Below are 12,698 nucleotides of genomic sequence, written 5' to 3' on the forward strand. Positions count from 1 at the left end.
GCCGCGGGCCCATCCTGTAGCGACAGCTTGCGCCGCCTTTCAACGAAAGATCATGCGATCTTTCGTGTTATCCGGTATTAGCACCGATTTCTCGGTGTTATCCCCGTCTACAGGGCAGGTTGCCCACGTGTTACTCACCCGTCCGCCGCTAACGATTCAAAAGCAAGCTTTTGAATCGTCCGCTCGACTTGCATGTATTAGGCACGCCGCCAGCGTTCGTCCTGAGCCAGGATCAAACTCTCCATAGAAAAGTTATCCTTAGCTTTTACGCTGCTGTTTTGTTCAGTTTTCAAAGAACATCAAGCACAAGATATATCATACAAGATGCTTTTTTTATTGTCAACACTTTTTATGCTATTTTTCATTAAAAAATTAAATGACAACGGCAATAACCATTGTCATTTTATAATATCTTCAATGAACAAATCCTTTTTATCTTTGAGTGAAATAATTTTGTTTGTTTCAATTATCTTAACCATCGGATGATTTGGTGAATCTTGTTCAAAAAAGATGATTTCCCCGATTTGTTCATTTGATAATTTCACTCTTGCCCCGATTGAAAGAGTCATTAAAAGAGAAGCCAACGCTCGAACAACAGAAAGATCAAATTTTCCAAAGCAATCTTTATGAATTTGTTCAAATACTTTAAAAGGAGATTGTTTATTACGATAAGGCCGCTCAGAAATCATCGCATGGTAAACATCAGCCACAGCAACAATTTTGCTATACGGGTGAATTTTTTCTTCTTGAACACTAAGTAAATACCCGCTGCCGTCGTTGCGCTCATGATGTTGCAAAATAGCGAGCTTCACTCCTTCTTGTAGCGCGGTAATTTTTTGAACCATTTTATATCCATAAACGGTATGTTGGCGCATATCTTTATATTCCATTGGTGTAAGGGCTGTGCTTTTGTAAAGTATTTTCGGATCGACTTTAGCCATACCGCAATCGCTCAATAATCCAGCAATTGCGACTTGATAATAGTCTCCTTTTGCATATTGCAATTTTTTCGCCAATACACCCGAGAGAAGGCCGACTGTCACTGCATGATGGAATAAATACTCTGATTTTGTAGAGTAGTGGTGAAAAAAGAGCAATTCTTTTTCCGATTCCAATACTTTTTCGAATAAAGGCATAAACATGTGACGAACTTTGCCAATGTCGATCGGCAACCCAGACTGCCAACCTTGAAACATTTGTTTATACTGCTGAACAGCTTCTAAATATAATGTCAATATATCTTTGTTATCAGTTACTTTTGTTTTTGGCACATCTTCTTGAATAATTTCACTTGGTCGAAATGTACTCCCATCGACAAGAACTGACTGTACACGCACTTGAGTAACGAGAAACTTTTGTAATACAGTTAAAAGTTTCGGAGTTAACACAGTGTTTTTCGGAACAATGACACGATTCGATTTCCCGATAACATCTTCCGCCAAGATGCATCCTTCTTGCAATTGAGCTGTTTTTACTAACAACACGTCTTTCTCCCCGCCTTTGTAAGAACGTAGAGGGGGAATTTCCCCTCTATTCTTCTTGCAATTGTTCTTGTTCTTTTTCTTCTTCTTTCGGCACTTTGGCTACTGTCGCAACATACTCTTGCTCGTTTTCTCCATCAAGACGCATTAACCTGACTCCTTGAGTGTTTCGTCCCATGACAGAAATATCACTTACCGCCATACGAATCATCACACCACTTGCAGTCATTAACATTAAATCTTCTTCACCTGTAACTGTTTTTACCGACACAACTTCACCATTTTTTTCAGTAATGTTACACGTTTTAATCCCTTTTCCTCCACGGCTTTGGATACGATATTCTGGAGCTGGTGTCCGTTTCCCGTATCCATTTTTCGTCACAATTAAAATTTCCTCATTCCCATTCAAACTCTCCATACCAACTACTTCATCACCCGGACATAACGTAATTGCTTTCACACCTGCAGCTGTTCGTCCCATCGAACGAACATCTGTCTCAGGGAAACGAATTAACATCCCATTTTTCGTCCCTACAATGATATGTTTATGACCATCTGTCAGCTTTACGGATATTAATTCATCCCCTTCATGCAAATGAATAGCAATTAAACCGTGGTTGCGAATGTTAGCAAATGACGATAGCGGTGATCGTTTTGCAATTCCTTGCTTTGTTGTGAAAAATAAAAATGCATCTTCACGAAATTGATCAATGGCAATAACTGTATTAATCACTTCATCTTTTTCAATGTTTAATAAGTTAACAATCGGAATTCCTTTCGCTGTTCGGCTAAACTCCGGAATTTCATATCCTTTTGCTTTATACACTTTCCCTTTGTTCGTAAAAAATAGAACAATATCATGTGTAGATGTAATGACTAAATGTTCAACAAAATCGTCTTCATTCGTATTCATTCCTTGAATGCCGCGTCCACCTCGGCGTTGGCTTCGGTATGTTGAAACAGGGAGACGTTTAATATACCCTCTATGCGTTAATGTAACAACAATATTTTCGCGAGTAATTAAATCTTCATCATCAATTGTTTCTAAACCGCCATTTACAATTTCTGTACGGCGATCATCGTTGAACTTCTCTTTAATTTCAAGTAATTCGTCACGAATAATTTGTAAAACTTTTTGTTCATCAGCTAAAATGGCTTTTAAATGCGCAATGAGCTTCACTAGCTCCGCATATTCTTGTTCGATTTTTTCACGTTCTAATCCTGTTAAACGTTGCAGACGCATATCTAAAATGGCTTGCGCTTGTTTTTCACTTAACTGGAACTTTGTCATTAATCCTTCTTTAGCTACGTCTACAGTCGCAGATTGACGAATAAGCTCAATCACCTCGTCTAAATGATCAAGGGCAATACGTAATCCTTCTAAAATATGAGCGCGAGCTTCCGCTTTGTTCAATTCAAACTGCGTCCGACGACGAATAACAATCTTTTGATGATCTAAATAATGCTGTAAACATTGTTTTAAGTTCAACACTTTTGGTTGACCGTCAACAAGGGCAAGCATATTAATACCAAAGCTTGTTTGTAATGCTGTTTGTTTGTATAAATTGTTGAGCACCACATGGGCACTTACATCTCTTCTTACTTCAATAACGATGCGCATGCCGCTCCGGTCAGATTCATCGCGCAAATCCGTAATGCCCTCTATTTTCTTTTCACGTACAAGTTCAGCAATTTTTTCAATCAACTTTGCTTTATTTACTTGATAAGGCAATTCTCGGACGATAATTGTTTCTTTTCCGTTTTCTTTTTGTTCAATCTCTGCTTTGGCGCGCAATGTAATCGAACCTCGTCCTGTTTCATACGCTTTTCGTATACCGCCTCTTCCGATAATTTGCGCGCCTGTCGGAAAGTCTGGACCAGGCAAATACTCCATTAGTTCAGCAATGGTCATATCTGGATCTTTCATTAGTTCTAATAAAGCGTCAATGACTTCCCCAAGTTGATGCGGCGGAATGTTTGTCGCCATCCCGACCGCAATACCTGAAGACCCATTTACGAGTAAATTTGGAAAACGAGCCGGCAACACAATGGGCTCACGTTCTGAACCGTCGTAGTTATCTTGGTAATCAATCGTATCTTTATTAATATCCCGCAACAGCTCCATCGAAATTTTCGACATTCTCGCTTCTGTATAACGCATAGCTGCTGCGGCATCTCCATCAATTGATCCAAAGTTTCCGTGACCATCAACGAGCATATATCGATAGTTAAAATCTTGCGCCATCCGCACCATCGTATCGTACACCGCTGCATCGCCATGTGGATGGTACTTCCCGATCACTTCACCGACAATACGTGCGGACTTTTTGTAAGGCTTGTCCGCTGTCATACCTAAATCGTGCATCGCATATAAAATTCGGCGATGTACCGGTTTTAGTCCGTCACGCACATCAGGAAGTGCACGCGATACGATGACGCTCATAGCATAGTCGAGAAACGATGCACGCATTTCTTGACTAATACTTATTTCTTTTACACGTTCAGACATATAGACGAACCTCCCTTACTTAACAAAATAATAAAACAAGGGGAGGGTGAACAAACACTCTCCGACATACTTAAATATCAAGATTTTTTACATACTTCGCGTTTTCTTCGATAAACTGTCTACGTGGTTCTACTTTATCTCCCATTAAAATCTCAAATGTTTCGTCTGCTTCCATCGCATCTTGCAAACTCACTTTTAGCAACGTTCTCGTTTCTGGATTCATCGTCGTTTCCCAAAGTTGTTCTGGGTTCATTTCTCCAAGACCTTTGTAACGTTGAATAATCGGTTTTGGTTGTTCTGGTAAACGTCCTAATATTTCCTCAAGTTGTCGATCACTATATGCATACTCAATTCGTTTCCCTTGCTGAATTTTATATAAAGGTGGTTGAGCGATATAAACATAACCTTGTTCAATGACCTCGCGCATATAGCGGTAGAAAAATGTCAGCAAAAGTGTACGAATATGCGCTCCATCGACATCAGCGTCTGTCATAATAATAATTTTATGGTAACGAGCTTTTGTAATATCAAATTCTTCTCCAATTCCTGTACCGAGAGCTGTAATAATGGCACGCACTTCATTGTTTGATAAAATTTTATCTAATCTTGATTTTTCAACGTTAATAATTTTTCCACGTAACGGTAAAATCGCTTGAAAATGACGATCACGTCCTTGTTTTGCAGAACCACCCGCTGAGTCTCCCTCAACGACATACAGTTCACATAACGATGGATCCTTCGAAGAACAATCCGCTAATTTCCCAGGCAAACTTGATACTTCAAGAGCATTTTTCCTTCTTGTCAATTCCCGCGCCCGTTTAGCTGCTAGACGTGCCCGTGAAGCTAAAATTCCTTTTTCAACAATTTTTTTGGCGACTGATGGATTTTCAAGTAAAAACTTTTCAAATTGTTCCGCAAAAATAGACTCTGTCGCGGTGCGAGCATCGCTATTTCCGAGTTTTGTTTTCGTTTGTCCTTCAAACTGTGGAGACGGATGTTTTACGGAAATGATTGCTGTTAATCCTTCCCGCACATCTTCCCCTGTTAAATTAGCATCTTGTTCTTTAAACATATTGTTTTTTCGACCATAATCATTAATGATTCGCGTTAACGCCGTTTTAAAACCTAATTCATGCGTACCGCCCTCATGCGTATGAATGTTATTAGCAAATGAGTATATATTACTCGTATAGCCATCGTTATATTGCAAGGCGATTTCGACTTGGATCCCGTCTTTTTCTCCCTCAACGTAAATCGGTTCCTCGTGAAGTGTTTCTTTCGTCCGATTTAAATGTTTGACGTATGAAGAAATTCCACCTTCGTAATAATATTCGTTACGCCGCTTTTCGCCACGTCGATCTTCTAGCGTAATGCGAATCCCTTTATTTAAAAAAGCAAGCTCTCGTAAGCGATGTGCGAGCGTATCATAATCATACTCAGTCGTTTCTACAAAAATTTCTGGATCTGGTTTAAAATGAATGGTTGTCCCTGTCCGATCTGTCTCTCCTACAACTTGCAAATCAGAACAAGGCACGCCGCGCGTATATTTTTGATAGTGAATTTTCCCATCACGATGCACATATACTTCTAATTCTTCTGACAACGCATTTACAACAGATGCCCCAACTCCGTGTAAACCGCCAGACACTTTATATCCACCGCCGCCGAATTTTCCACCGGCGTGTAACACGGTCATAATTACTTCAACAGCTGGTCTCCCCATTTTTTCATGGATGCCAACAGGAATCCCACGGCCGTTATCGATTACTGTAATGCTGTTATCTTCTTCAACAATGACGTTAATTTCCGTACAAAATCCAGCTAACGCTTCATCAATGCTGTTATCAACGATTTCCCAAACGAGATGGTGTAATCCTTTTGGACCGGTTGATCCGATATACATCCCTGGTCTTTTTCGTACCGCTTCTAATCCTTCGAGAACTTGAATTTGGCTTTCATCATAAACGACTTGTTCTCTTTGTTCCATCGTCATTATTGATCACCTACGCTTTCCTTTTCGAACAATACGTTCGAGGTTTATAGAAAAACTATCGTTTCATCATTTGTCCAGAGACAACTTCATACACATCTGCCTCGCGAATGACGCGATGCTCGATCCCGTCTATGCTCGTTGTCGTTACAAATGTTTGTACTTTTCCTTGGATAGCATTTAACAAATGCGTTTGGCGAAAATCATCAAGCTCTGATAGTACATCATCAAGTAAAAGAATCGGGTACTCCCCAATTTCTGAAAAAATTAAATCGATTTCAGCTAGTTTCAATGAAAGGGCTGTCGTTCGTTGTTGACCTTGTGAACCGAACGTTTGCACATCTTTCCCGTTAATCGTAAACGATAAATCATCTCGATGTGGCCCAATAAGTGTTGTACCTCGTTCTATTTCTTTTGTTTTTATTTTTGCGAACTTTTCGTTATACACTTCTACTATTCTCGACCATTGTTGTTCGTCTAATACATCAACTGAAGGACAATAATGAATCCGTAATTGTTCATTGCCCCGGCTAATTTCAGCATGGATTGGTTTTGCCCACGTTTGTAACAATTCAATAAATTCATATCTTTTTAGAGTGATTTTTGCAGCGAGCTCTACAAGCTGTTCCGTAAGCACATCAAGAAACGTTTCGTCCGTCTGTTTTTTCGACTGAAGCAGTTTCAAATATTGATTTCTTTGTTGCAACACTTTTTGATATTGTCCGAGCTCGTGCATATAAACAGGTGATACTTGACCAATTTCCATATCGATAAAGCGTCTTCGAATTTGTGGGCTCCCTTTGACAAGGTTTAAATCTTCAGGGGCAAACATGACAACGTTCATATGGCCAACGTAGCTGCTTAATTTTGCCTGTTCAATATAGTTTAATTTTGCTTTTTTTCCTCTCTTCGACACGATCAACTGTAAAAAAATTTGACCGTTTTTCTTTTCTACTTTCCCCTCTATTTTAGCATAATCTTCTTCCCAACGAATTAAATCTTTATCGTTTGTTGTTCGGTGTGATTTCGCCATCGACAAAACGTAAATGGATTCCATAATATTCGTCTTACCTTGAGCGTTTTCTCCTAAAATGACGTTTACATTATTTCGAAATCGCCAACAACCTTGCTCATAGTTCCGATAATTTTTTAAAGTTAATTGCTCTAAAAACAAAGGTGCCCCCCGCCTTTACGAACGAATCGTAAATATACCAATTGTTTCAATATGAACAACATCTCCTACTTTCAACTTCCGACCGCGGCGTTGTTCCCTTTCACCATTAACGAGCACATCGTTTGTTTGTAAAAACCATTTCGCCATTCCACCTGTTGAAATGATGTTTGCTAGTTTTAAAAATTGTCCAAGCGTAATTGTTTCCGTTGAAATTTTTATTTCTTTCATGCATCATCCGCTCACTTTCTGTAAAAGTGTCCATTTTTTCATTGTACTAAAAAAGAAGGGGGAAGAAAAGGAAAGCTGCTAGCAGATCTAGCAGCTTTTTTAGTATGTGCGTACAGGCAAAATTAACTGGAGCATAGAGTCGTCATGAAGTGGTCGAATGACAAACGGCCTCATGGCACCAGTAAAACTAATTTTAATTTCCGCCCCTTCTAACGCTTTTAATGCATCCATCATATATTTTGCGCTGAAAGAAATTTTTAATTCTTCACCTTCTACCTGCTCACATTGTACTTCTTCGACCACCTTTCCGATTTCAGGTGAGTTCGACGAAATTTCAACGACTTCGTCAGACAATGTCGATAAACGAACAACGTTATTTCTTCCTTCACGTGCGAGCAATGACGCTCGATCGATTGCTTGTAAAAACTCTTTTGTTTTGACAATCATATCTGTTTGGCTTTCTGTTGGAATTAGCCGAGATGTATCTGGATAGTTTCCGTCTAACAACCTTGAGAAAAACAATAAATGTTTTGTTTTGAATAACACTTGGTTTTCCGTTACGACGATATGAACAGGCTCATTTGATTCTTCAAGAATTTTATTTAACTCATTTAAGCTTTTGCCTGGAATGACAATGTTGTAATACGCTTCTGATTCCGTTTCTACTTTTGCTTTCCGCATTGCAAGTCGATGACTATCTGTTGCAGTACACACCAGTTCATTATTTTCAATCCGCCAGTTTACACCTGTTAAGATCGGGCGTGTTTCTGAGGTAGACACCGCAAATACCGTTTGTCGAATGACATGTTTTAGTAAATCAGCTGGTACTTTAAACATGTTTTCCTCTTGAATTTGTGGTAGCCGTGGATATTCTTCTGGATCTAATCCATTCAAATGAAATTCGGTTTTTCCGGAGCGGATCGTCGTGACAAATTTGTCTTTTACTTCGATTTCTATCGTTTCTTTCGGTAACTTACGAACAATTTCACTAAAAAATCGTGCTTGTAAGACAACGCTACCTTGGGTAATGACGTCTACAATGACTCGATCTTCTTCCTCAGCAGGAATGAATGATTCGATCGAAATATCCGAATCACTTCCTGTTAAAGTAACGCCTTGTTTCGAGGCAACAATTTTAATTCCAGTTAAAATCGGAATCGTTGTTCGGGATGATACAGCTTTCATCACATCTTGTACACTTCTCACTAAGTGATCGCGATCAATAATAACTTTCACAAAGAAAACCTCCCTAATTTATTTATTATATTTTTTTAAAAAACTATTAATCATAGTACTAGGCGTTGTGATTATGTGGATAAGTGAATAAAACAAAGGAAGCACAGACTATCCACATGTGGACAGACTGTGCACAAACATAAAGCAGTTATTCACATTATTTCAGTTTCTCCATAATTTCTTTCAGCTGTTTTTGTAATTGAACGTCTGTTTGGATGAGTGCTGAAATTTTCTCGTGAGCATGGATGACAGTCGTATGATCACGCCCTCCAAATTCCTCACCAATCTTCGGAAGTGAGCAGTCCGTCAGCTCGCGCGAAAGATACATTGCAATTTGGCGCGGAAATGCAACCGATTTTGTCCGTTTCTTTGCCTTAAAATCTTCGAGTTTCAAGTTAAAATGCTCCCCAACAACGCGTTGAATGTCTTGGATTGTAATGACTCTTGGTTTGGAGCTTGGAATGATATCTTTTAATGCTTCTGCTGCTAAATCTGCGTTAATTTCTTTGTTAATTAAAGAGGAGTAAGCAACGACGCGAATGAGCGCACCTTCCAATTCACGAATGTTTGAATCGATTTGATTGGCGATGTACAACATCACTTCGTTCGGGATGTCGAAGCCTTCTGCCTTTGCTTTTTTACGTAAAATGGCAATTCTCGTTTCTAAATCAGGAGGAGTGATGTCCGTAATTAATCCCCATTCAAAACGAGAACGAAGGCGATCTTCTAACGTCGGAATTTCTTTTGGAGGTCGGTCACTCGATATGACAATTTGCTTACTTTCTTCATGTAATGTATTAAACGTATGGAAAAACTCCTCTTGCGTCTGTTCTTTTCCCGCAAGAAATTGAATATCATCTATTAACAGTACGTCCACGTTACGATATTTGTTGCGAAAATCGTCTGGCCGATTATCGCGAATGGCATTAATAAATTCATTTGTAAACTTTTCCGAAGATAAATAAACTACTTTTGCTGACGGATTATGTTCAAGAACGTAATGGCCGATTGCGTGCATGAGGTGCGTCTTGCCTAGGCCTACACCACCATAAATGAAAAGGGGGTTGTATGCTTTGGCCGGTGCTTCTGCTACCGCTAAAGATGCAGCGTGGGCAAAGCGATTGCCAGATCCAATGACAAAAGTATCGAATGTATACTTTGGATTCAGCATACTTTGTGGAAATTCTGTTTGTTCGTCATCGTGTTTTCGCGGTTTGCTCGATGGTTTTAGATCAAATTCCTCTAGTGTTTGATGATTAGGGATCGTGCATTTAATTTTTAACTCTTCTCCGGTAATGTCATAGAGCGTTTGCTCAATGAGCCGCGTGTAGCGCGATTCAAGCCAATCTTTTGTGAATTCGTTTGGAACGGTAATAATAAGTATGTCGCCTTTTAGCGAATGAGCAGATGTCGATTTTAACCACGTTTCAAAGCTCGGTTTGCTAATTTTTTTCTCAATCTCGGCTAATGCTTTATTCCATAAGTCCGAAATATTTTCCACGCCGCTCTCCCTCCTTCTCCGCGCGGGTGTTCAACATTTGTATAACTTTGTCTATAAAAAAAATTTTTTCGACAGTTTTCACCGATTGTGGACAAATATTTACACAGGATGTGGACGGAACTGTCCACACATTATCCACATTTTGTGGATAATGAAAAAAACTTATAGAATTATCCAGAGTAAAAACAACAATATAATAGCAGATAAATACTTATGTTGCAATGGGTTTAAAAGATTATCCACAAAACAAAAAAGATGTGAAAAAATTTTATCCACAAGGTTATAAGATGTGAAAAACTTGTCGATAAATGTTGTGGATACGAAAAAGATGACAAAAAATTTATCCACAACAATAATCACAACATAGTCAAAAAAAGATACTCCTGGAGTAGTTGACATTTCTCTAAATTTCTCACTATAATTAGAAAGACTGTCTTTTAACAGTTATTCCTCAGGGAGGTGTCATATATGAAAAGAACGTATCAACCAAATAAGCGGAAGCGTAGTAAAGTACACGGTTTCCGTGCGCGCATGAGCACAAAGAACGGAAGAAAAGTTCTTGCTCGCCGTCGTCGTAAAGGAAGAAAAGTATTATCTGCATAGGCCACTGAACGATCAGTGGTCTTTTTTCTAACGGGAGTTACGATCGAGGTGTGATAGGGACACATGAAAAAAAAATATCGCATAAAAAAAAATGATGAATTTCAAGAAGTATTTCAACGAGGAACATCGGTAGCGAATCGGCAGTTTGTCGTATACGTTTTAGATCAACCGGGACAATGTTATTTTCGTATCGGATTATCTGTTAGCAAAAAAATTGGAAAAGCAGTCGTTCGAAATCGCGTGAAACGTTATATTCGCCAAGCGTTTCACGAAGAACGTGATCGGATCGAAGCGGGAAAAGATTATGTCATTATTGCGCGAATGCCAGTAGCTACGATGGGGTATGAAGAGGTAAAAAAAAGTTTATTGCATGTTTTGAGGCGGGCGAACGTTTTTCATTAAATGTTTGGACGAGCGATATGTTAAAATATTTCGTGGAACGTATAAAGTAAGGGGGAAAAACGAGTGAAAAAAAGGCAAGTCGCATGGCTGTTTTTACTTCTTGCTATTGTGTTAGCAGGATGTTCAGAAATTAACCAGCCAATTACTGCAGAAAGTAAAGGATTTTGGAACGAGTACATCGTTTACCCACTATCTTGGTTAATCACATACATGTCTGAGTTGTTTGGCTCCAATTACGGTTTAGGTATTATTGTCGTTACGATTTTAATTCGCTTAGCTATCTTGCCGTTGATGATTCAACAAACGAGAAGTTCCAAAGCAATGCAAGCGTTACAACCAGAACTACAAAAACTTCGTGAAAAATATAGTTCAAAAGATGCGCAAACGCAACAAAAACTGCAACAAGAAACGATGTTGCTTTTCCAAAAGCACGGTGTGAATCCGTTAGCAGGGTGTTTGCCGCTATTCATTCAAATGCCGATTTTAATTGGATTTTACCACGCTATTATGCGTACAGAAGAAATTGCACGCCATAACTTTTTATGGTTTGACTTAGGGGAAAAAGACCCGTTCTTTATCCTGCCGCTTGTCGCAGGGGTAACAACATTTATCCAACAAAAGATGATGATGGCGGGCACGGAACAACAAAATCCGCAAATGGCAATGATGCTTTGGTTAATGCCAATTATGGTCGTTGTATTTGCCATTAACTTTCCAGCTGCCCTCTCACTTTATTGGGTTGTCGGAAACTTGTTTATGATTGCACAAACGTATTTCATTAAAGGACCAGACTTAAAAGCAACGAAACAAGCTGGGGGATCAGGAAAGTGAAACGAGTGACGATGGGTGGCCAAACGGTAGAAGAGGCAGTAGAAAAAGCGTTAGCGCAATTACATGTGCCGAAAGAAGCGGTCGATATTGTCGTTGTTCAACAAGAAAAAAGGCCGTTTCTTGGCTTGTTCGGTGGAAAAGAAGCGGTCGTTGAAGTAACGATTAGCAACCCGTTTTTTTGTGTGGAATCGTTTTTAAAACATGTGATTGAACAAATGAATGTACGTGTCAATCTTTCTTGTCAAGCGGAAGGAGACCGTTTCGTTGTCTCGCTTTCGGGGCAAGATGTAGCACGAGTAATCGGAAGACATGGTCAAACACTTAATGCTTTACAATTATTGGCGCAAGGAGTTTTAAACCGTTACACCGATCGTCCGCTTCATGTTGTGATTGATGCGGAAGGGTATCGAAAACGAAGAGAAGAGACGCTCGTTCGTTTAGCGAAAAATATGGCGAAAAAAGCAATCCAAGCGGGACAAGATATTTCGTTAGAGCCAATGAGTGCATGGGAACGGAAAGTCATTCATACAGCGTTAAGCGATGATGAAAGGATACAAACGTTTTCAGTTGGGGTGGAGCCGTATCGTCATGTCGTTATTTCACTAAAACGATAAACATTCTCTAGGGGAAGTCGTTCCTAGAGAATTTTTTTTGTCAATGGAAACGTTACGTGTATGTTGTTATTCACATGTGGATAAGTTAAAATTTATTTGATTATCATTGCGAGGAAAACATACATGATA

Annotated in this window: 11 protein-coding genes and 1 rRNA gene; 4 read left to right on the top strand and 8 right to left on the bottom strand. The window is 39.3% G+C overall.

All coding sequences use genetic code 11. The features are described 5' to 3' along the window. From LH47_RS01925 to dnaA, 8 genes are all read right to left on the bottom strand, one after another. Positions 1 to 248: ribosomal RNA gene (locus LH47_RS01925) — 16S ribosomal RNA — on the bottom strand; the annotation flags it as partial. 150 nt (positions 249 to 398) lie between these two features. Beyond that, positions 399 to 1,484: an HD-GYP domain-containing protein gene (locus LH47_RS01930; RefSeq protein ID WP_043964317.1), complete on the bottom strand. Its 1,086-nt coding sequence runs from the start codon at positions 1,482 to 1,484 to the stop codon at positions 399 to 401. 46 nt (positions 1,485 to 1,530) lie between these two features. Beyond that, positions 1,531 to 3,990: a DNA gyrase subunit A gene (gyrA, locus tag LH47_RS01935; RefSeq protein ID WP_043964318.1), complete on the bottom strand. Its 2,460-nt coding sequence runs from the start codon at positions 3,988 to 3,990 to the stop codon at positions 1,531 to 1,533. 70 nt (positions 3,991 to 4,060) lie between these two features. After that, positions 4,061 to 5,977 (bottom strand): DNA topoisomerase (ATP-hydrolyzing) subunit B, encoded by a 1,917-nt coding sequence (gene gyrB / locus LH47_RS01940; protein ID WP_407637133.1) that lies wholly within the window; start codon positions 5,975 to 5,977, stop codon positions 4,061 to 4,063. A 61-nt stretch (positions 5,978 to 6,038) separates the two neighbouring features. Next, positions 6,039 to 7,154 (bottom strand): DNA replication/repair protein RecF, encoded by a 1,116-nt coding sequence (gene recF / locus LH47_RS01945; RefSeq protein WP_043964322.1) that lies wholly within the window; start codon positions 7,152 to 7,154, stop codon positions 6,039 to 6,041. 15 nt (positions 7,155 to 7,169) lie between these two features. Further along, positions 7,170 to 7,382 (bottom strand): S4 domain-containing protein YaaA, encoded by a 213-nt coding sequence (yaaA, locus tag LH47_RS01950; protein WP_043964324.1) that lies wholly within the window; start codon positions 7,380 to 7,382, stop codon positions 7,170 to 7,172. Between the two features lie 99 nt (positions 7,383 to 7,481). Further along, positions 7,482 to 8,618, bottom strand: coding sequence for a DNA polymerase III subunit beta (gene dnaN, locus LH47_RS01955; RefSeq protein ID WP_043964327.1), 1,137 nt, complete (start codon positions 8,616 to 8,618; stop codon positions 7,482 to 7,484). A gap of 157 nt (positions 8,619 to 8,775) precedes the next feature. Next, on the bottom strand, positions 8,776 to 10,119 hold the full coding sequence (dnaA, locus tag LH47_RS01960) for a chromosomal replication initiator protein DnaA (protein WP_042536410.1): 1,344 nt from the start codon (positions 10,117 to 10,119) through the stop codon (positions 8,776 to 8,778). Positions 10,120 to 10,587: 468 nt separating this feature from the next. Here dnaA and rpmH point away from each other — a divergent pair, with 468 nt between their 5' ends. From rpmH to jag, 4 genes are all read left to right on the top strand, one after another. Further along, on the top strand, positions 10,588 to 10,722 hold the full coding sequence (rpmH, locus tag LH47_RS01965) for a 50S ribosomal protein L34 (protein ID WP_003397591.1): 135 nt from the start codon (positions 10,588 to 10,590) through the stop codon (positions 10,720 to 10,722). 63 nt (positions 10,723 to 10,785) lie between these two features. Then, the gene (gene rnpA, locus LH47_RS01970; RefSeq protein WP_043964336.1) at positions 10,786 to 11,124 is read left to right on the top strand and encodes a ribonuclease P protein component; all 339 of its coding nucleotides are present in this window, start codon (positions 10,786 to 10,788) and stop codon (positions 11,122 to 11,124) included. Between the two features lie 63 nt (positions 11,125 to 11,187). Continuing rightward, entirely contained in the window at positions 11,188 to 11,955 is a 768-nt protein-coding gene (gene spoIIIJ / locus LH47_RS01975) for a YidC family membrane integrase SpoIIIJ (RefSeq protein WP_043964338.1), read from the top strand. Next, a complete protein-coding gene (jag, locus tag LH47_RS01980; protein WP_043964340.1) occupies positions 11,952 to 12,569 on the top strand; it encodes an RNA-binding cell elongation regulator Jag/EloR in 618 nt (205 codons plus the stop codon). Before spoIIIJ ends, jag begins: the two co-directional genes overlap by 4 nt. The last annotated feature ends 129 nt before the right edge of the window (positions 12,570 to 12,698 follow it).

The sequence above is a fragment of the Anoxybacillus thermarum genome, assembly GCF_000836725.1.
Taxonomy (GTDB): Bacteria; Bacillota; Bacilli; order Bacillales; family Anoxybacillaceae; genus Anoxybacillus; species Anoxybacillus thermarum.

Bases quoted from the DNA above. Each gene is read 5' to 3' on its own strand.
- gyrA (WP_043964318.1), bottom strand. From the start codon at position 3,990: ATGTCTGAACGTGTAAAAGAAATAAGTATTAGTCAAGAAATGCGTGCA.
- gyrB (WP_407637133.1), bottom strand. From the start codon at position 5,977: ATGGAACAAAGAGAACAAGTCGTTTATGATGAAAGCCAAATTCAAGTT.
- yaaA (WP_043964324.1), bottom strand. From the start codon at position 7,382: ATGAAAGAAATAAAAATTTCAACGGAAACAATTACGCTTGGACAATTT.
- rpmH (WP_003397591.1), top strand. From the start codon at position 10,588: ATGAAAAGAACGTATCAACCAAATAAGCGGAAGCGTAGTAAAGTACAC.
- rnpA (WP_043964336.1), top strand. From the start codon at position 10,786: ATGAAAAAAAAATATCGCATAAAAAAAAATGATGAATTTCAAGAAGTA.